This is a genomic window from Micromonospora thermarum (assembly GCF_012034245.1).
Classification (GTDB): Bacteria; Actinomycetota; Actinomycetes; order Mycobacteriales; family Micromonosporaceae; genus Micromonospora; species Micromonospora thermarum.
This window is the reverse complement of record NZ_JAATEO010000027.1, coordinates 37,329-57,431: the sequence shown is the minus strand read 5'-3', so window position 1 is coordinate 57,431 and position 20,103 is coordinate 37,329. Positions and strand designations below refer to the sequence as shown.

General features: G+C 73.6%; 18 protein-coding genes. All 18 read left to right on the top strand.

What is annotated here, in order from left to right:
• Positions 1-65: 65 nt before the first annotated feature.
• The 18 genes from HCJ94_RS22555 to HCJ94_RS22470 all read left to right on the top strand — a co-directional run bounded on the left by HCJ94_RS22555 (position 66) and on the right by HCJ94_RS22470 (position 19,807).
• Positions 66-854, top strand: coding sequence for a helix-turn-helix domain-containing protein (locus HCJ94_RS22555; protein WP_168003066.1), 789 nt, complete (start codon positions 66-68; stop codon positions 852-854).
• Positions 845-1,036, top strand: a complete 192-nt coding sequence (locus tag HCJ94_RS22550; RefSeq protein WP_168003034.1) for a DUF397 domain-containing protein — start codon at positions 845-847, stop codon at positions 1,034-1,036. The genes HCJ94_RS22555 and HCJ94_RS22550 overlap by 10 nt, the downstream gene beginning before the upstream one ends.
• A 260-nt stretch (positions 1,037-1,296) precedes the next feature.
• Positions 1,297-2,097, top strand: a complete 801-nt coding sequence (locus tag HCJ94_RS22545) for an ABC transporter permease (protein WP_168003033.1) — start codon at positions 1,297-1,299, stop codon at positions 2,095-2,097.
• Between the two features lie 11 nt (positions 2,098-2,108).
• Positions 2,109-2,918: an ABC transporter permease gene (locus HCJ94_RS22540; RefSeq protein WP_168003032.1), complete on the top strand. Its 810-nt coding sequence runs from the start codon at positions 2,109-2,111 to the stop codon at positions 2,916-2,918.
• A gap of 64 nt (positions 2,919-2,982) precedes the next feature.
• Entirely contained in the window at positions 2,983-3,999 is a 1,017-nt protein-coding gene (locus tag HCJ94_RS22535; protein ID WP_168003031.1) for a YihY/virulence factor BrkB family protein, read from the top strand.
• 322 nt (positions 4,000-4,321) lie between these two features.
• Positions 4,322-5,500, top strand: coding sequence for an ROK family protein (locus HCJ94_RS22530; RefSeq protein ID WP_168003030.1), 1,179 nt, complete (start codon positions 4,322-4,324; stop codon positions 5,498-5,500).
• Entirely contained in the window at positions 5,497-7,089 is a 1,593-nt protein-coding gene (locus tag HCJ94_RS22525; protein ID WP_168003029.1) for a sugar ABC transporter ATP-binding protein, read from the top strand. Before HCJ94_RS22530 ends, HCJ94_RS22525 begins: the two co-directional genes overlap by 4 nt.
• A gap of 76 nt (positions 7,090-7,165) precedes the next feature.
• Positions 7,166-8,290 carry an ABC transporter permease gene (locus HCJ94_RS22520; RefSeq protein WP_168003028.1) on the top strand — a complete coding sequence of 375 codons (1,125 nt, stop codon included), beginning with the start codon at positions 7,166-7,168 and terminating at the stop codon, positions 8,288-8,290.
• A gap of 94 nt (positions 8,291-8,384) precedes the next feature.
• On the top strand, positions 8,385-9,437 hold the full coding sequence (locus HCJ94_RS22515; RefSeq protein ID WP_168003027.1) for a substrate-binding domain-containing protein: 1,053 nt from the start codon (positions 8,385-8,387) through the stop codon (positions 9,435-9,437).
• 53 nt (positions 9,438-9,490) lie between these two features.
• Positions 9,491-10,672, top strand: a complete 1,182-nt coding sequence (locus HCJ94_RS22510; RefSeq protein WP_373684411.1) for a Gfo/Idh/MocA family protein — start codon at positions 9,491-9,493, stop codon at positions 10,670-10,672.
• A gap of 509 nt (positions 10,673-11,181) precedes the next feature.
• A complete protein-coding gene (locus HCJ94_RS22505) occupies positions 11,182-12,342 on the top strand; it encodes an inositol-3-phosphate synthase (RefSeq protein ID WP_168003025.1) in 1,161 nt (386 codons plus the stop codon).
• On the top strand, positions 12,326-13,333 hold the full coding sequence (locus HCJ94_RS22500) for an SCO3242 family prenyltransferase (protein WP_168003024.1): 1,008 nt from the start codon (positions 12,326-12,328) through the stop codon (positions 13,331-13,333). Before HCJ94_RS22505 ends, HCJ94_RS22500 begins: the two co-directional genes overlap by 17 nt.
• Complete coding sequence (locus HCJ94_RS22495; protein ID WP_240944433.1) at positions 13,330-14,439, top strand: sugar phosphate isomerase/epimerase family protein; 1,110 nt, start codon at positions 13,330-13,332, stop codon at positions 14,437-14,439. The genes HCJ94_RS22500 and HCJ94_RS22495 overlap by 4 nt, the downstream gene beginning before the upstream one ends.
• A gap of 56 nt (positions 14,440-14,495) precedes the next feature.
• Entirely contained in the window at positions 14,496-15,113 is a 618-nt protein-coding gene (locus tag HCJ94_RS22490) for an EboA domain-containing protein (RefSeq protein ID WP_168003023.1), read from the top strand.
• Positions 15,113-15,964, top strand: coding sequence for a TatD family hydrolase (locus tag HCJ94_RS22485; RefSeq protein WP_168003022.1), 852 nt, complete (start codon positions 15,113-15,115; stop codon positions 15,962-15,964). Before HCJ94_RS22490 ends, HCJ94_RS22485 begins: the two co-directional genes overlap by 1 nt.
• Positions 15,964-17,283, top strand: coding sequence for a metabolite traffic protein EboE (gene eboE, locus HCJ94_RS22480; protein ID WP_168003021.1), 1,320 nt, complete (start codon positions 15,964-15,966; stop codon positions 17,281-17,283). Before HCJ94_RS22485 ends, eboE begins: the two co-directional genes overlap by 1 nt.
• A complete protein-coding gene (locus HCJ94_RS22475; protein ID WP_240944432.1) occupies positions 17,280-18,743 on the top strand; it encodes an alkaline phosphatase family protein in 1,464 nt (487 codons plus the stop codon). The genes eboE and HCJ94_RS22475 overlap by 4 nt, the downstream gene beginning before the upstream one ends.
• Positions 18,740-19,807, top strand: coding sequence for a polyprenyl synthetase family protein (locus tag HCJ94_RS22470; protein WP_168003020.1), 1,068 nt, complete (start codon positions 18,740-18,742; stop codon positions 19,805-19,807). The genes HCJ94_RS22475 and HCJ94_RS22470 overlap by 4 nt, the downstream gene beginning before the upstream one ends.
• The last annotated feature ends 296 nt before the right edge of the window (positions 19,808-20,103 follow it).

The window sequence follows — 20,103 nt, the reverse complement described above, 5'->3', positions numbered from 1 at the left end:
GCGTACGGCGGCCGACCCCCAGGCGGTCCGAAGATGTACGGAGGCTGTCCGTGGAACGTTCGTCCATGTTGGACCACTTCGCCGAGGAGTTGCGTCTCGCCCGCGCCACGAGCGGCATGTCCCAGACCGCCCTCGCCGAGGCGCTGAGCTACTGGGGCGCACTGGTGGCGAAGGTGGAGACCTGCGAGCGCCGGCCGAGCCTCGACTTCGCCCGGCGGTGCGACGCGGTGTTCGGGTCGGACGGCCGGTTCGAACGCATCCAGCGGCGGATCAGCCGGGAGACCGTGGTGCCGTGGTTCCGCGACTGGGCCGGCATCGAACAGGACGCGACAGCGCTGCGCACGTTTGAGCCGCTCTATGTGCCAGGCCTGCTGCAGACCGAGGGGTATGCGCGCGGCGTCCTGGCCGGTGCCGGGCTGTTCGCGAAGGACGAGATCGAGCAGCAGGTGACTGCCCGGCTGGATCGGCAAGGGATCCTCACCCGAGACCGGCCGCCCCTGCTCAGTGTGGTCATCGACGAGTACGTGCTGCGCCGCCGCGTCGGCGGGCCGGAGGTGATGCGCGAGCAGGTGCAGCACCTGGTGAAGCTGGGCTCGGCGTTGCCGCGGGTCCGAATCCAGGTCGTGCCGCTCTCCGCCGGGGCCTACGCTGGGCTCGACGGCCCCTTCGTGATCGCCACCTCGCCAACCGGGGAGGATGTCGTCTACCTCGACGGGCAACGCCACGGGCAGGTGATCGACCGGGCCGACTACGTACAGCAGATGGTCGAGGTTTGGGAGTCCATCCGTGGTGAGGCACTATCGCAGCAGCAGTCCCTCGACCTGATGGCGGAAGTGGCGGAGACATGGACCTGACCGGCGCCCGGTGGCGCAAGAGCACCCGCAGTAACGGCAGCGGCGGCAACTGCGTGGAGGTCGCCGACAACCTCCCCGGCCTGGTCGCCGTACGCGACTCCAAGGACCCGGGCGGCCCCGTCCTGGCCTTCGCCCCCGAGGTCTGGCGCGCGTTCGTCGCGCGCACCCCCGAGCGGCGGTAGCGGAGGCCGACTCCCCGGGTGTCCGGGCCCGACGCGACCTGATCGACTCGGCTTCACTGAAGGCGGGGTGTCGTAAGCAGCCGGACAGCCCGACTTCACGGAACCCGAGTGGATCCTCCGTGCCGTCGGCGGCCGCGGTCGGCCTTCGGCGGGCCGGGGCGGGCAAATCGGGGCGACAGGGCGGGCGGGTCGCCGTAGGGTGGCCGCGGCCTGTCGTACCGCTGCGGTAGGAAGGTCGGGTGGACGGGGAGCGGAGTGGCATGACACAACTGGCGCGGGAGCGGGCCCGGCCGGCCCTGCCGCGGGTGCCGGCGCTGGCGGTGCTCGCGCACTACCTGGTGGGTTACCGGCGCACCTGGCGGGCGGGTGTGTTCTCGTCGTTCCTGCTACCCGCGCTGACCGTGCTCGGGTTCGGGGTGGGCGTCGGGGCGTACATCGACCAGGGCGTCGGCGGCGTCTCCTACCTGGAGTGGATCGTCGGTGGCCTGCTCGCGTCGACGGCGTTGCAGGTGGCGATCGGCGAGTCGACCTGGCCGGTGTTCAGCAACTTCCAGTGGGTCAAGCTCTACTCGGCGCAGACCGCGGCGCCGCTGCGGGTCGGTGACATCCTCGCCGGCCACCTGTCGTTCGTGCTGTTCCGGGTGCTCACCGCGATCGCGGCGTTCCTCCTGGTGACCGGGCTGCTGGGGGCGCTCCGGTCGCCGTGGGCGGGGCTGGCGCTGCCGGTGGCGGCGCTGCTCGGCCTGGCCGTCGCGGCGCCCACGTTCGCGTACGCGGCGGCGGTCGACACGGACAGTTGGCTGGCCATGCTGTTCCGGTTCGCGGTGATCCCGATGACGCTCTTCGCCGGGGTGTTCTTCCCGGTCGAGTCGCTGCCGTTGGGGCTGCGCTGGCTCGCGTACGCCACGCCGCTGTGGCACGCCGTCGACCTGTGCCGGGCGGCGACGCTCGGTGTCGCCCCGCAGTGGTCCGTCCTCGGCCACCTGCTCTACCTGACCGCCTGGGCGGTCGGCGGCTGGCTGCTGGCCCGCCGCACCTTCGGCCGCAAGCTCGTCGTCTAGGAAGGGTGGTCATGGTCAGTCTGATCCTGCCCCGGCTGGTCGACGTCTCCGCCGCCTCGCGGCGGTCGGCCTCGGTGACCGAGCGCAACGTCGCGGCCCTCAAGTCCGTCTACTGGCTGCTGCTGGTCTCCGGCTTCGTCGAGCCGCTGCTCTACCTGCTCTCGATCGGCGTCGGCGTGGGCGCGCTGGTCGGCGACCTCGCGCTGCCCGGCGGCGAGGTCGTGACGTACGCGGCGTTCGTCGCGCCGGCCATGCTCGCCTCGTCGGCCATGACCGGTGCGCTCGCGGAAACCACGTTCAACTTCTTCGGCAAGATGAAGTACATGAAGCTGTACGACGGGGTGATCGCCACCCCGGTGCAGCCGTTCGAGATCGCCCTCGGCGAGTTGGCGTGGGCGATGCTGCGGGGCAGCGCGTACTCGGCCGCCTTCCTGGCCGTGATGGCCGTGATGGACCTGACCACCGTCAGCCGCGCCCTGGTGGCCTTCCCGGCGGCGGTGCTGGTCGGGTTCACGTTCGGCGCGCTCGGCATGGCGATCTCCACGTTCATGCGCAGCTGGCAGGATTTCGACCTGATGGGCTCGGCGCAGTTCGTCCTGTTCCTGTTCTCCGGCACGTTCGTTCCCGCCGAGGCGTACCCGGCGGTGCTGCGCTGGCTGGTCGAGGTGACCCCGCTCTACCGGGCCGTGCACCTGATCCGGGGCGTCACGGTCGGCGCGGCGGGCTGGGGCTGGGTGCTCGACGTCCTCTACCTGGTGGTGGTGCTGGCGGTCGGCCTGCTGATCGCGTCGCGCCGGATGGGCAGGTTGCTCTACAAGTAGGTGGTTAACCCCTCTCACTGTCGGGCATCACCGAGGAGCACACAGCCGACGTGAGGGAGGGGCGATGGCCTCCGACGAGTCTTCCGCCCGGAACGGGCGCGAGTTCCGGAACCGGCCGGTCGGTCCGGACGAGGGGCCGGAGAGCCCGGCCGAGCTGCCCGGCACCGGCTGGAAGGCGGCTCTGAAGCGCACCGTCCGCGAGTTCCAGGACGACAGCCTCACCGACTGGGCGGCGGCCCTCACCTACTACGGGATCCTGTCCATCTTCCCCGGGATGCTGGTGCTGATCTCGGTCCTCGGCCTGCTCGGGCCCCGGGCGACCCAGGGCGTCAAGGACACCGTCGACCAGGCGGTGCCGCAGGAGAACATCCAGCAGATCATCGAAACGGCGATCAGCCAGGCCCAGGCGAGCGGCGGGCTGGCGAGCATCGGCGCGATCGTCGGTCTGCTGGCCGCGTTCTGGTCCGCCTCCGGCTACATCGCCGCCTTCATGCGGGCGTCGAACACCATCTACGACGTGCCGGAGGGCCGGCCGATCTGGAAGACCCTGCCGATCCGGGTCGGCGTGACCGCGGTGATCGGCATCATGCTGCTGGCCTGTGCCGTGATCGTGGTCTTCACCGGCGGTCTCGCCGAGGCCGTGGGGGACGCGGTGGGCCTCGGTGGCACGGCGGTGACGGTCTGGAACATCGCCAAGTGGCCGGTGCTGCTGCTCCTGGTCAGCCTGATGTTCGCGATCCTCTACTGGGCCTCGCCCAACGCGCGGCACGGCGGCTTCCGCTGGGTCAGCCCGGGCGGTGTGCTGGCCGTGGTGATCTGGCTGGTGATCTCCGGTCTCTTCGCGCTCTACGTCAGCAACTTCGGCTCGTACAACAAGACGTACGGGGCGCTCGCCGGCGTGATCATCTTCCTGATCTGGCTGTGGCTGAGCAACATCGCCATCTTGCTCGGCGCCGAGTTCGACGCCGAACTGGAGCGCAGCCGCGCCATCGCGGCGGGCCACTCGGCCCACGAGGAGCCGTACGTCGAGTTGCGGGACGACCGCAAGCTCCGCAAGAAGCGCAACGCCCGCCGACCCTGACCCACCGGACCCCGCGCCGCCGTCCACCCGGACGGCGGCGCGGCCCCATATACCCGTTACCCCGCACGGCTCCGTCGATCATGCACTTGTGGCCCCTCTTATGTGGCTTTCGCGGCTTATGTCTGGGCAGAAAGTGCAAGATCGCGGAGAGGTGGGTGGGGGTTCTTTTCTAGATCCACTCATTGCTTTTGCTCGTACAGACAAAAGTTGGAATCAGATGGGCTGAAGCTCTGGACAGGCGGCGCGGAAGACTCCTACTGTGTCGGACACGACACATCGGCATTGCGCCGATGTGAACGACGCGGACGAAGAGGTGAGTCCCGTGCGGACCATCGATCCCCTGCACGTGCGACTGCTGCGGCTGCTCCGGGACGAGGGGGCGGTCTCCCGGGCCGAGTTGGCCGATCGGCTCCAGATGCCGCGCCCGAGACTGCTGGCCGAGCTGGAGCGCCTCGTCGGCCTCGGCTACGTCGCCGAGGCGGGCCTCGCGGCCTCCCGGGGCGGCCGGCGCTCCACCCTCGTCGAGCTGAGCCCGCACCTGCGCTTCGCCGCCGTCGACCTGGGCGCCAGCTCGATCGACGTCGAGGTGGTCAACGGCCGGTTGGAGCCGGTGGCCGCGTACGCGGAGCCGGCCGACATCCGCAACGGTCCGAAGGTGACGCTCCAGCGGGTCAACGAGTTGCTGCACAAGGCACGCGTGGACGGCGCGTACGAGCGGCTCGACGCCGTCGGCGTCGGCGTGCCGGGGCCGGTCAGCTTCCGCGACGGCGTCCCGGTCTCTCCGCCGATCATGCCGGGGTGGGACCGCTTCCCGGTGCGGGAGCTGCTCACCCGCGAGCACGGCTGCCCGGCGGTGGTCGACAACGACGTCAACATCATGGCGATCGGGGAGCGGCACGGCGGGGTGGCCCACTCGGTCGACGACTTCCTGTTCGTCAAGATCGGCACCGGTATCGGGTGCGGGATCTACCTCAGCGGCGAGGTCTACCGGGGCACCGACGGCTGCGCCGGCGACATCGGCCACATCCAGGTCGACTCGCACGGTCCGATGTGCTCCTGCGGCAACGTCGGCTGCCTGGAGGCGCTGTTCAGCGGCGCGGCGCTGGCCAAGGACGCGTTGACGGCCGCGCGCAGCGGCGCGTCGCCGGCCCTCGCCGAACGGCTCGCCGCCCGGGGCGCCGTCACCGCGGTGGACGTCGCCGAGGGCGCCGTCGAGGGTGACGTCACCTGCATCCAGCTGATCCGCGACGGCGGCCGGCGGGTCGGTGGGGTCCTGGCCGGGCTGGTCAGCTTCACCAACCCGTCGATGATCGTGATCGGTGGCGGGCTGGCCCAGCTCGGCCACATCCTGCTCGCCGAGATCCGCAGCGTGGTGTACCGCCGGTCGCTGCCGCTGGCCACCGGCAACCTCCCGGTCGTCCTGTCCGAGCTGGGACCGCGGGCCGGCGTCGCGGGCGCCGCCGTCCTCGCCAGTGACCTGGCCTTCGTGGAGGCGTCATGAGCGACGAGCAACCCGAGGAGACCGTCGTGACCGATGCTCCGCTGGTCGAAGCGCCCGCCGACACCGTCGCCGGTGAAGTGGTCCTGCGCCTCACCGACGTGGTGAAGACCTTCCCGGGCGTGCGTGCCCTCGACGGCGTGCGGCTGGAGGTCCGCGCCGGGGAGGTGCACTGCCTGCTCGGGCAGAACGGCGCCGGCAAGTCCACCCTCATCAAGGTCCTGGCGGGTGTGCACCGCCCGGACTCGGGGACCGTCGAGTGGCGCGGCGAGCCGGTCACGTTCGCGAACCCGCAGGCCGCCATGCGCGCCGGCATCGCCACCATCTACCAGGAACTGGACCTGGTCGAGGACCTGTCGGTGGGGGAGAACGCATTCCTGGGCCACGAGCCGCGCCGCCTCGGGTTCGTCCGGCGTGGCCACATGGCCCGGCGGACGCGGCAGATCCTCGGCCGGCTCGGGCACGCCGAGATCCCCCCGAACCGGATGGTCCGGTCGCTGCCGGCCGCTGGCAAGCAGGTCGTTAGCATGGCCCGCGCGCTGTCGCACGAGGCCCGACTGATCATCATGGACGAGCCGAGCGCCGTCCTCGCCCACGACGAGGTCGGCAACCTCTTCCGGATCATCCGCGAGCTGACCGCGCAGGGCATCGCCGTCATCTACATCTCCCACCGGCTGGAGGAGATCCGCGAGATCGGCGACCGGGTCACCGTACTCAAGGACGGCCGGACCACCGCGGCGAACCTGCCGGCCCGCGACACACCGACCCGCGAGCTGGTCTCGAAGATGACCGGCCGGACCATCGAGTACGTCTTCCCGGACCGGCCCGCCGAGCCGCCGGCCGGTGACGAGCTGCTCCGCGTCGACGGGCTGACCCGGGCCGGCGAGTTCGCCGACGTCTCGCTCAGCGTCCGGGCCGGCGAGATCGTCGGCATCGCCGGGCTGGTCGGCTCCGGCCGTTCGGAGCTGCTGGAGACCATCTACGGCGCCCGGCGGGCCGACGCCGGCACGGTGCGGGTCGCCGGCCGGGCGCTGCGCCCGGGCAGCGTCGGGTCGGCCGTACGGGCCGGCCTGGGCATGGCCCCCGAGGAGCGCAAGAGCCAGGCGCTGCTGCTGGGCGAGCCGATCTACCGCAACGTCACGCTCGCCACCTTCGGCCGGTACTCCCGGGCGGGTTTCACCGACGCCGCGAAGGAGCGGGCCGAGGCGGACCGGATCGCGGAGAGCCTGGACCTGCGGCCCCGCGACGTCCGCCGGCCGGTGCGGACCCTCTCCGGCGGCAACCAGCAGAAGGTCGTGGTCGGGCGGTGGCTGCTCGGCGACACGAAGCTGTTGCTGCTCGACGAGCCGACCCGGGGCGTGGACGTCGGCGCCCGGGCCGAGCTGTACCAGGTCATCCGTGCCCTGGCCGCCCGCGGTGTCGGGGTGCTGCTGGTGTCCAGCGAGGTGCCCGAGGTGCTCGGACTGGCCGACCGCGTGCTGGTCATGCGGGAGGGCCGGGTCGTCCGCGAGGCGCCGGCCACCGAACTCGACGAGAACACCGTGCTTGACCTCGTCATGGCGGGGTCCCTGATGGAAGGCGCACCGGCATGAGCGAGCGTCAGCGAGCGAATCATCGACACAGCGTCTCGGTGGCTCATGGCGGCACCGAGCGAAGCGAGGTGCCGGCATGAGTGACGTCAAGGACACCTCCACCGCGGCGGAGCGCGGGGCGGCGCTGCCGGCGCAGTCGCCGCCGGTCGACCCGGCGGAGACCGCCGCGGCCGGCGAGAAGGCGGCGGCCGGTGGCCGGCTCTCCTGGTGGCACGGCGACGCCGGCGAGGGCGCCCGACGCAACCTCGCCCTGATCGGGGTGCTCGTCGCGCTGATCGTGATCGGTGCCCTGACCCGCTCCGACCTGTACTCCAACCCGGACTGGGTCTGGGACAACGTGCTCAGCATCCTCAAGCTCGCGTCGGTGGTCGGCGTGGTCACGGTCGGCATGACGTTCGTGATCATCGGCGGCGGCATCGACCTCTCCGTCGGCGCGATCGTCGCGCTTGCCGGGGTCTGGTGCACCACGGTCGCCACCCAGAGCTACGGCGCCGGGGGGATGATCTTCAGCGCGCTGACCGTCGGGCTCGCGGTGGGACTGGTGAACGGCCTGCTCATCTCGTACGGGCGGCTGGTCCCGTTCATCGCGACCCTGGCGATGCTGGTGGCGGCCCGGGGCCTCGCCGCGGAGATCTCCGACAAGCAGACCCAGGTGTCCGACAACAACTTCATCAACGGTCTCGCCAGCAACAGCCTGCTGGGCGTTCCGCTGCTGGTCTACATCCTCGCCGCGGTGGTCGCCGCCGGCTGGGTGCTGCTCAACCGCACCACCTTCGGCCGGCGGACCGTCGCGGTCGGCGGCAACCCGGAAGCGGCCCGGCTGGCCGGCATCAACGTCAAGCGGCACACCCTGCTGCTGTACGCGCTGTCCGGCCTGTGCTGCGGCATCGCGGCCATCATGCTGACCGCCCAGGCCAACTCGGCGCAGGCGGCGATGGCCAACCTCTACGAGCTGGACGCGATCGCCGCCGCGATCATCGGCGGCACGCTGCTCAGCGGCGGGCGGGGCACCATCATCGGCTCCCTGCTCGGGGTGGTCATCTTCGCCACCATCACCAACCTCTTCGCCATCAACGGCCTCTCCACCGAGGCCCAGAACATGGTCAAGGGCGGCATCATCGTCGCGGCCGTCCTGGTCCAGCAGGTCCAGTTCCGCAGCCTCACCCAGTTCCTCAACCGGAACCGGCTCACCACCACCTGATCGACACCCGCACCTGGGCCACCCGAACTCGACGACGGTGGCCGGACCTCGCACACCCCAAATTCCCTCCACCACCGCAAACCAGGAGGTCGTCATGACCCAGCACAGCCGCGACCTGTCGCGCCGCCGGCTGCTCTTCGGCGGGGCCGCCGTCGGCGCCGGCGTCCTGCTCGCCGGCTGCACCAGCAACGAGGAGCAGCCGACCGAGGCGCAGACCAAGGCGGCGGCGACGGGCGGCAACGCCGAGCCGGGCAAGCGCGTCGTCATCGGTTTCTCCGCCCCCGCCGCCGACCACGGCTGGATCGCCGCCATCACCAACAACGCCAAGGCGCAGGCCGCCGCGTACTCCGACGTGGAGTTCAAGGCGGTCGAGGCCGGCGCGGACGCGGCGGCGCAGCGGGCGGCGCTGTCCACACTGATCTCGCAGAAGCCGGACGTGATCGTGCTGCTGCCGCACGACGGCAAGGAGCTCAACGCGTTCGGCCTGGAGGCGATGCAGGCCGGCATCCCGGTGGTCAACCTCGACCGGGCGTTCCCGGACGCCAAGGCCTACCGGCTCCAGATCAAGGGCGACAACTACGGCATGGGCGTGGCCGCCGCCACGTACATCATCGCCCAGCTCAAGGCCAAGAACGTCGCCAACCCGGTGATCGGTGAGATCGCCGGCATGGACGAGCTGGAGCTGACCCAGGAGCGGTCGAAGGGCTTCGCGGACACGCTGGCCCAGGCCGGCTTCAAGGTCCAGAACCGCCGCGCGGCCCGGTTCACCGCCGACTCGGGCCAGCAGGAGGCCGCCCAGCTCCTCCAGGCCCTGCCCAAGATCGACGCCCTCTGGAACCACGACGACGACCAGGGCATCGGCGTGCAGGCCGCGATCAAGCAGGCCAACCGCAGCGAGTTCTTCATGGTCGGCGGCGCCGGCTCGAAGAAGGCCATCGAGGACATCCAGGCCGACAACACCGTGCTGAAGGCCACCGTCACCTACAGCCCGTCGATGGCCTCCTCGGCCATCTCCCTGGCCCGTCTCATCGGGCAGGGCAAGGGCATGTCCGACCTGGTGGAGCTCCAGGTGCCCAAGGAGATCATCCTCGCCTCCGAGACGATCACGAAGGAGAACGCGAGCAACTACCTGAAGCTCGGGTTCTGACACACGGGGGGAGACCCACCTTGTCCACGACAGACAAGCAACTGCGGGTCGGCATGGTCGGCTACGCGTTCATGGGTGCCGCGCACTCACAGGCGTGGCGCACCGTGAACCGCGTGTACGACCTGCCGGCGCGGGCCCGGATGGCGCTGATCTGCGGCCGGGACACCGGGAAGGTGGCCGAGGCCGCCGACCGGCTCGGCTGGGAGGCGTACACCACCGACTGGCGTGACCTGATCGCCCGGGACGACGTCGACGTGGTCGACGTCTGCACACCGGGGGACAGTCACGCCGAGATCGCACTGGCCGCGCTGGCCGCCGGCAAGCACGTACTGTGCGAGAAGCCGTTGGCCAACACGGTGTCCGAGGCCCGGGCGATGGCCGCCGCGGCGGCGACCGCCCAGGCCGCCGGGGTGCGGTCGATGTGCGGGTTCAACTACCGCCGGGTGCCCGCGGTCACGATGATGCGGCAGTTGGTCGCCGACGGGCGGCTCGGGGTCATCCGGCACGTCCGGGCGACCTACCTGCAGGACTGGATCGTGGATCCGCAGTTCCCGCTGGTCTGGCGCCTCCAGAAGGACAAGGCGGGCTCCGGCGCGCTGGGCGACATCGGCGCGCACATCATCGACCTGACCCAGTACGTCACCGGCCAGCTCATCACCGGGGTCAGCGCCGTCACCGAGACGTTCGTCAAGGAACGGCCGCTGCCCGCCGGGTCGAGCGGCCTGGCGGCCACGGTGGACGGTGACGGTCACCGGCCCGCCACCGGCCCGGTGACCGTCGACGACGCCGCCGTGTTCGTCGCCCGGCTGGACGGCGGCGCGCTGGCGACGTACGAGGCGAGCCGGTTCGCCACCGGCCGGAAGAACGCCCTCCGGGTGGAGATCAACGGGTCGCTCGGCTCGGTGGTCTTCGACCTGGAACGCCTCAACGAACTGGAGTTCTACGACGCGACGCGACCCGCCGCCGAGCAGGGCTTCAGCCGCATCCTGGTGACCGAGGGCGAGCACCCGTACATGTCGGCCTGGTGGCCGCCGGGCCACATCATCGGGTACGAGCACTCCTTCACCCACCAGATGCGGGACTTTATCGAGGCGGTGGCGACCGGCGTCGACCCGGCGCCCTCGTTCGCCGACGCGTTGCAGGTCCAACTGGTGCTGGACGCGGTGGGCCGGTCGGCCGAGCTCGGTTCCTCGTGGACCGACGTGGAGCCGGCACTGGCGACGGTCGCCGCCTGAGCCACCTCCGGGACCGACCGGCGAGGGCCGGCCACGGTTGCGCCCCGCGGCCGGGTTCGGGTCGGGACCGGAGGACGTGCCACCGGGTCGACCGGTCCGGTGGCACGAGCAGGTCGTCCGGTGCGGCCGGACCGGGATTCCCCGGCCGCACCGGAGGACCGCCACCCCGACGGCGACCGGCCCGGTCGCCGCCACCCGCCGACCCCTCCTACCTCCAGGCGCTGGGCGCCTGACGAAGTCGTCCGGTCGGGCGCGCCGCCGTCCGACCGGCGGATGCGGGGGAGGCAGGGGCGAGACGCCGACCGTCCCTGCCTGCCAGCCCCGCCCGTCCGCACCCGCACCGGGCGCCGGTCCGGCATCGTCGCCGCCGACTTCGGTGCCGGCCGGTGAACTTCCCCGGGGCGGACGGCGGGCGGGGCCCATCCCGCACAAAGAGTATCTTTCGGAACGATCTTCTGATATCTATGTAGTTCTATGCAGGCCGGTTTCCCCGACCGGGAAGGAGCGCCATGCGTACGGGTGTCTGGCTGGTGGGGGCGCGCGGCTCGGTCGCGACCACCAGCATCGTCGGGGCGCTCGCCCTGAAGGCAGGGTTGACCGGACCGACCGGGTGCGTCACCGAGCTGCCCGAGGTGCGCGGTCCCGCCCTGCCGGCCTTCACCGACCTGGTCCTCGGCGGGCACGACGTCGTCACCACCCCGCTCGCGAAGCGCGCCGAGGCGCTGGCCGCCGCCGGCGTGCTGCCGGGCCGACTGGTCGCCGCGCTGCCCGAGGAACTCGCCGCGGTCGAGCGGGAGCTGCGCCCCGCGCCCACCGGCGGGACGCAGGCCGACCGGGCCGCCGCGGTCGTCCGCGACCTCACCGACTTCCGGGAGCGGCACGGGCTGGCCCGGGTCGTGGTGGTCAACGTGTCGGCCACCGAACCGGCACCCCGCCCGCACCCCGCGCACGCCGACCCGGCCGCGCTGCGGGCCGCCATCACCGGCCCCGACGAGGTGCTGCCACCCAGCTCGCTGTACGCGTACGCGGCCGTGACGGCGGGCTGCCCGTACGTCGACTTCACCCCGTCCACCGGCCTGCGGCTGCCGGCCCTGACAGCGCTGGCTGACGAGCACCGTGTGCCGTACGCGGGCCACGACGGCAAGACCGGGGAGACGCTGCTCAAGTCGGTGCTCGCCCCGATGTTCGCGATGCGGCACCTCGACGTCCGGTCCTGGTCCGGGATCAACCTGCTCGGCGGGGGCGACGGTGCCAATCTCGCCGACCCGGACGCCAACGCCGCCAAGGTGCGCAGCAAGCAGCGGGTGCTCGGCGAGACCCTCGGTTACCTGCCGCAGGGCGGCACCCGGATCGAGTACGTCGAGGAGCTGGGCGACTTCAAGACCGCCTGGGACCTGGTCACCTTCGCCGGCTTCCTCGGCGCCGGCATGCGCCTGGAGTTCACCTGGCACGGCTGCGACTCGGCGCTCGCCGCGCCCCTCGTACTCGACCTGGCCCGGCTCACCGCCGCAGCGCACGCCGCCGGGCACACCGGCCCCCTGACCGACCTCGCCTTCTTCTTCAAGGACCCGCTCGGCACCACCACGCACTCCCTGGCCGACCAGTGGACCCGGCTGTGCGACCTCGCCCGCCGGCTGCACGAGGGAGGCGCCGATGCCCCGCGCCGCTGACCTCGCCGAGCTGGTCCGCGCCCCGGCCGCGCTCTCGGTGCCCGGGGACGTCGTCGCCGGCGCCGCCGCGGCCGGCGCGCTCGGCCCGCGTACACCGGCCCTCGCCGCCGCGTCGGTGCTGCTGTACTGGGCCGGCATGGCCGCCAACGACTGGGCCGACCGGCGGCTGGACGCCGTCGAGCGCCCCGAGCGGCCGATTCCCAGCGGCCGGGTCGACCCCGGTCTCGCGGTCGGGCTCGCCGCGGGCCTCACCGCCGCCGGGGTCGGGCTCGCCGCCGCCGCGGGAGGCCGACGCGCCGCCGCCGTCGCGGTTCCGCTCGCCGCCGCCGTCTGGGCGTACGACCTCGCGGCCAAGAACACCGCCGCCGGGCCGGCCGCGATGGCGGCGTGCCGGGGGCTGGACGTCCTGCTCGGCGCGTCCGGCGGCCGGCTGCGGAACGCGGTCCCCGCGGCGGTCACCGTCGCCGCCCACACCTGGACCGTCACCGCGCTCTCCCGCCGCGAGGTCAGCGGCACCGACACCACGCTGCCACTGGGCACCCTCGCCGGTACCGCCCTGGTCGCCGCGAGCGCCGCGTACCGTCCGGCCGGCGGCCGGCATGCGGCCCGGAGCGTCCCCGCCGGCCGTGGTGCCGGTGTGGCGGGAGCCGGTGCCGGCGGGCCGGTCACGCCACCGGGGGATGCCGCCGCGCCACCCGCGCGGTCCGTCCGCCGGTCCGCCGTCGGCCGGAGCGGTGTGGCCGCCGTGGCGGCGGCCCTGCCGGCCCTGCTCGCCGCCGCGTACGCCGCCCGCTACGGCGCCGCCCAGGCCCGGGTGGTCGCCGAACCGACCGCCGGTCGGGTCCGCGCGGCGGTCGGCGCCGGCATCACCGGCCTGCCCGCGTTGCAGGGCGCGCTGACCGCCCGAGCCGGCGCCGGCCTGCTGGGGCTGGCGGTGGCGGCGGCCGCGCCGCTGGGCCGGCGCCTGGCCCGGAAGGTCTCCCCGACATGACCGCCGCCCGCCCGCCGGCTCCCGACCACCCCACGGCGTCCGTGCCCGGTGGCGCCGGCGGCGGGCTGCGGTTCGGGTACGGCACCAACGGCTTCGCCAACCACCGCCTCGACGACGCGCTCGCGGTCATCGCGGACCTCGGCTACGCCGGGGTGGCGCTCACGCTGGACCACGACCACCTGGACCCGTTCGCGCCCGCGCTGGCCCGGCGGGTCGAGGCGGTCGGCCGCCGGCTGGCGGCCCTCGGCCTCGGCGTGGTGGTCGAGACCGGCGCCCGGTACCTGCTCGACCCCTGGCACAAGCACGCCCCGACGCTGCTGCACGACGAATCCGCCCGCCGGATCGAGTTCCTGCGCCGGGCGGTGGCGGTCGGCGCGGACCTCGGCGCCGAGGCGGTCTCCTTCTGGGCCGGCGTCCGGCCGGAGGCCGTCCCGCCTGCCTTGGCCTGGGACCGCCTGCTCGCCGGGTGCGCCACCGTGGTCGAGGCGGCCGACGCCGCCGGCGTGACGCTGGGCTTCGAACCCGAGCCGGGGATGCTGGTCGAGGACATCGCGGGCTGGCGCCGGCTGCACGCGGCCCTGGGGGCGCCCGCTCGGCTCGGGGTCACCCTCGACATCGGGCACTGCCGCTGCCTGGAGCCGCAGCCGGTGCCCGACTGCGTCCGCGACGTCGCCGCTCACCTGGTCAACGTCCAGATCGACGACATGCGGCGGGGCGTGCACGAGCACCTGGAGTTCGGCACCGGCGAGATCGACTTTCCGCCGGTGCTGGCCGCGCTGCGCGAGGTCGACTACCGGGGGCTGGTCGCGGTCGAGCTGCCCCGCCACTCGCACGCCGCGCCCGCGGTGGCCGCGCGCTCGCTGGAGTTCCTGTGCGCCGCAGCGGCAGCCGCGGCCGAGGGCGACGGCGGACGCGGGAAGGCCGCGGGCGACGGCGGGCGTGCGACGACGGCCGGGCCGACCGGCCGGACGGTCGCTCGCGCGGGGGGCACGGCGCCCGCCGGTGCCCCGACGACGGGAGAAGACCTCGCGGATGCCCTTTGCTCTTCTTCAACGGACGCACCGCCCGGCGTCCGACGTGCGGGCACCGGCCGTTGCGTGGGGTGAAGCAGAGCAGAGGCGGCGCGCGGTACCTCGGGCGGCAGCAGAGGGAGGAGACGGCGATGACACCGGATCGACTGCGGGACGCGCTGCGGGGCGTACCCGATCCCGACTGGCTGGCGACGGCACTGCGCCGCGTCGCGGCCGAACCGGGCGAGATCGCGCGGTTCTTCCCGGCCGCCGGCCGGCGCTGCGGCCGGGACGAGTTGCCCGACCTGCCCGGCTGGACGGCCGACGAGGCGGCCCGCGCGCTGCTGCTGGCCGCCCTGCCCACCGACCACGCGGCGCAGGCCGACGCGCTCTACCGGACCGGGGACGCCGCCGAGAAACGCGCCGTGCTCAAGGCACTGCCGCTGCTGCCGGTCGGCACGGCCGGGGTGCCGCTGCTGCACGACGCGATCCGCACCAACGACACCCGGCTGGTCGCCGCGGCCCTCGGCCCGTACGCCCGGCATCTCGACCCGGCGGCCTGGCGGCAGGCGGTGCTCAAGTGCGTGTTCACGGGCGTGCCGCTGGCCGTGGTGGCCGACCTCGACGCCCGCGCCGACGGGGAGCTGGCGGCGATGCTCGCCGCGCTCGCCGCCGAGCGGGCCGCCGCCGGCCGCACCATGCCCGCCGACGCCACCGACCTGCTCGACCGGCTCAGGGCCGGTGCCGACACCGGCCCCAAGGAGGCGTGATGCGCATCTTCGACCCGCACATCCACATGACGTCCCGCACCACCGACGACTACGAGCGGATGGCCGCCGCGGGCGTCCGCGCCGTGGTTGAGCCGGCGTTCTGGCTGGGCCAGCCGCGCACCGGCGTCGGCTCCTTCACCGACTACTTCGACTCGCTGGTCGGGTGGGAGCCGTTCCGGGCCGGGCAGTTCGGGGTGCGCCACCACGCCACCGTGGCGCTCAACCCGAAGGAGGCCAACGACCCGCGCTGCCGGCCGGTGCTCGACGTGCTGCCGCGCTACCTGGAGAAGGACGGCGTGGTGGCGGTCGGCGAGATCGGGTACGACGCGATGACGCCCGAGGAGGACGACGTCTTCGCCGCCCAGCTCGCCCTGGCCGTCGCGCACGACCTGCCGGCGCTGGTGCACACCCCGCACCGGGACAAGGCGCGCGGCGTCGAGCGCAGCCTCGCCGTGGTCGCCGAGTCGGGCATCGAGCCGGGCCGGGTCGTGCTCGACCACCTCAACGAGGTGACCGTCGAGCTGGTCCGCCACACCGGCTGCTGGCTCGGCTTCTCCATCTACCCGGACACGAAGATGTCCCCGCCGCGCATGGTGGAGCTGCTGAAGGCGTACGGGACCGAACGGGTGCTGGTCAACTCGGCCGCCGACTGGGGGCGCTCCGACCCGTTGCTCACCCGGGCCACCGGGGAGGCGATGCTGCTGGCCGGGTTCACCGACGACGACGTCGACCGGGTGCTCTGGCGCAACCCGGTCGAGTTCTACGGGCAGTCCGGGCGGCTCGACCTGGGCGACGTGGACGCGCCGGGCGCGACCTTCGCCGGCAACTCGATCCTGCGCGGCGGCAGCTGATGAGGCTGCGGCACGCCGACGGGAGCACCGTCCACCTCGGGTACTGCACCAACGTGCACCCCGCCGAGGACCTCGCCGGCATCCTCGCGCAGCTCGACACGTACGCGGTGCCGGTCCGCGAGACGCTCGGCGCGGACCTGCTCGGGCTGGGACTGTGGCTCGCCGCCCCGGTCGCCGCCGAGCTGGCCGCCGACCCCGGCGCCCGCCACCGGTTGCGCACCGAGCTGGCCGCGCGGGGCCTGGAGGTGGTCACCCTCAACGGCTTCCCGTACGCGGCGTTCCAGGCACCCGTCGTCAAGGGCGCGGTGTACCACCCGGACTGGACCACCACGGGCCGGCTCGCGTACACCCTGGACCTGGCCCGGGTGCTCGCGGACCTGCTGCCGGACGACGCGGCCCGGGGCTCGGTGTCGACGCTGCCACTCGCCTGGCGGGAGCCCTGGGACGCGGCCCGCGCCGACGCCGCCCGCCGCCGGCTCGACGAGCTGGCGGCGGGACTCGCGGCCGTCGAGCGGGACACCGGCCGGCCGGTCCGGGTCGGCTTCGAACCGGAACCCGGTTGTCTGGTGGAATCGACCGGGCAGGCCGCGACGGTGCTGTCCGACATGGACACCGACCGGCTCGGGATCTGCCTGGACCTCGCCCACCTCGCCTGCGCGTGGGAGCAGCCGGCCGCCGCCCTCGGCCGGCTGCGTGCGGCCGGGCTGCCGGTCGTCAAGGTGCAGGTCTCCGCCGCGCTGGAGGCCGCCGACCCGGCCGCCGACGCGGACGCCCTGCGCCGCTGGGTGGAGCCGCGCTTCCTGCACCAGACCCGCGCGGCCGGCTGCGCCACCGCGACCGGCACGCGCCGGGCCGCCCCCGCGGCGGCCGGCAGCCCGGCCGGCGGCGACGGGACGGCCGACCCGGCGGACCCCGCCTGGTCGGCCGACGACCTGGACGCGGCCCTCGACGCGGCGCTGCCCGGCCCGTGGCGCGTGCACTACCACGTGCCGCTGCACGCCCCGCCCGAGCCGCCGCTGGCATCGACACTGCCGGTGCTACGCGCCGCGCTGGCCGCGCTCTTCGCCGGCCCGGACGCCGGCTGCGACCACCTCGACGTCGAGACGTACACCTGGGGGGTGCTGCCGGCGGCGCGGCGGCCGCGCACCGACGCGGAGCTGGCCGCCGGGATCGCCGCCGAGCTGGCCTTCGCCCGCGACGAGCTGGTCGCGCTCGGCCTGGCCCCCGACCAACCCGGCGGTGACGGCATGAGCGAGCGCAGGCGAGCGAATCAGGTGGAGCCTCCGGCCGGACCCGAGCGACGCGAGGTGACGGTATGAGCAGGCGGTTGGTCGTGCTGGACGTGGTGGGCCTGACCCCGCGCCTGCTGGCGCACATGCCCCGGCTGCGGGCGGTGGCGGACGAGGGCTTCCGTGCCGAGCTGGGGACGGTGCTGCCGGCGGTGACCTGCTCGGTGCAGTCGACGTTCCTCACCGGGGTTCCGCCGGCCGGGCACGGGATCGTCGGCAACGGGTGGTACTTCCGGGACCTCGGCGAGGTGCTGCTCTGGCGGCAGCACAACGCCCTGGTCGGCGGCGAGAAGCTGTGGCAGGCCGCCCGGCGGGTCGAGCCCGGGTGGACGGTGGCGAACGTGTGCTGGTGGTACGCGATGGGCGCGGACGTCGACTGGACGGTCACGCCCCGGCCCGTGTACCACGCCGACGGGCGCAAGGACCCGGACTGCTACACCGACCCGCCGGAGCTGCACGACACCCTCACCGGCGCGCTCGGCACCTTCCCGCTGCTCACGTACTGGGGGCCGGGCGCCGGGCTGCCGTCGTCCCGGTGGATCTGCCGGGCCGCCGAGCGGATCCTCGCCGACCAGTCCCCGGACCTGACCCTGGTCTACGTCCCGCACCTGGACTACGACCTGCAACGCTTCGGCCCGTCCTCGCCGCGGGCCGCCGCGGCGGCGGCCGAGCTGGACGGCGCCCTCGCGCCGCTGCTGGACGCCGCGCGCGCCCGGGACGCCACCGTGGTGGTGCTCTCCGAGTACGGCATCACCGACGTGTCCCGGCCGGTCGACGTCAACCGGCTGCTGCGCGGCGAGGGGCTGCTGCGGGTGTACACGCAGGCGGGGATGGAGTACCTCGACCCGTGGACCTCGCGGGCGTTCGCGGTCGCCGACCACCAGATCGCCCACGTGTACGTGCGCGACCCGGCCGACGTGCCGGCGGTGGCGAAGCTGTGCGCGGGGCTCCCCGGGGTGGCCGAGGTGCTGGACGCCGACGGCAAGGCGGCGTACGGGCTGGACCACCCGCGCGCCGGCGACCTCGTCCTGGTGGCCGAGCCGGACGCCTGGTTCACGTACTACTACTGGCTGGACGACGCCCACGCGCCGGACTTCGCCCGGCTGGTGGAGATCCACCGCAAGCCCGGGTACGACCCGGCGGAGCTGTTCTTCGATCCGGCGGCCCCGGGCGCGGCGAAGCGACGGGCGGCGGTCGCGCTGGCCCGCAAGAAGCTGGGGATGCGGTACCTGATGAGCGTGGTAGGGCTGGACGCGGGCGCGCGGGCGGTCCGGGGTTCGCACGGGCGGCTGCCCGCCGACCCGGCCGACGGGCCCGTGCTGCTCTGCTCCGACCCGTCGGCGGCGCGGGAGCGGCTGGCCGCGACCGAGGTGAAGGGGCTGCTGCTGGAGCTGGCCGGGCTCGCCCCGCCCGGCCCGCCGGCGGCCGGGTCCCCGCCGGCTGCCGCGTCCCCGCCGGGTGACGGCGGGCGGCCGGGGGAGGCGTCGTGACCATCACCGTCGCGCCCACCGACGCGAGCGGGCTGCGGGCCCGGTTCGACGCCGAGCTGGCCGCGTTCCTCGACCGGCAGGGTCCGGACTGGCCGGACGGCGCGCCGCGCGGCGTGTTCACCGCGCTGCACCGGTTCGTGCTGGCCGGCGGCAAGCGGCTGCGCCCGCTCTTCTGCTACTGGGGCTGGCGGAGCGCGGGCGGGCCGGACGGCACGCCGATCGTGATCGCCGCCGCCGCGCTGGAGCTGTTCCACGCGTTCGCGCTGATCCACGACGACATCCTCGACGGCAGCGACCGCCGCCGGGGCGAGCCCTCGGTGCACCGGATCTTCGCCGACCTGCACGCCCGCTCGTCCTGGCGGGGCGACCCCGAGGCGTACGGGCGCAACACCGCCCTGCTCTGCGGCGACCTCTGCGCCGCCTGGTCGGACCAGATGTTCCACGAGTGCGGGCTGAGCAGCGACGCGGTGCACCGGGGGTACGCCGTCTTCGCGCTGATGCGTACCGAGGTGATCGCGGGGGAGTACCTGGACCTGGTGTCCGGGGTGGGCGACGGCTCGGTCGCCAGCGCACTGACCGTGATCCGGATGAAGGCGGCCCGCTACACGGTCACCCGGCCGTTGCAGATCGGTGCGACGCTGGCCGACGCGGGGCCCGACCTGGTGGCCGCGCTGGCCGAGTTCGGCGACCCCCTCGGCGACGCCTTCCAGCTCCGCGACGACGTGCTCGGCGTCTTCGGCGACCCGGCGGTCACCGGCAAGTCCGTCCTGGACGACCTGCGCGAGGGGAAGCCCACGGTGATGATGGCGCTGGCCCGCGACGCCGCCGACCGGGCGCAGAGCGCGCGGCTGCGGGAGCTGTTCGGCAACCCCGAGCTGGACGCGGACGGCGCCGCCGAGCTCCGGAAGATCATCGAGAGCACCGGCGCCCGCGAGAAGATCGAGCAGATGATCCGGGTCCGCGCCGACGCCGCCCTGGTCGCCCTGGACCGGGCCCCGGTGTCGGCCGAGTGCCGGTCGGCACTCGCGGCCCTGGCCGGCCAGGCGATCGACCGCCATCGCTGACCTGCCGGCCGCCCGTCGTTAGCCGCAGGCAACTTTCGACCGAATGAGCGAAAGTCCATGCTGGATCGTCAGAAGGTATGGACACATCGACGTGCGCCATTTAATGTCGTCGCCAACACCGGATTGTTTCGTCGAGGTGAACCGGCGGCGCGGGAACCCATCGACTGAACCTCTTCAGCCTGCACCGCGCGGCGTCCGCGCCCGTCCTGGGCCGCACGGGGAGGCCGAGAAGGTTCACTGGTGACCACCGGGCACGTGGCCCGCCAGCCATCGGTGGTCACGGCCGGCCGGGACGG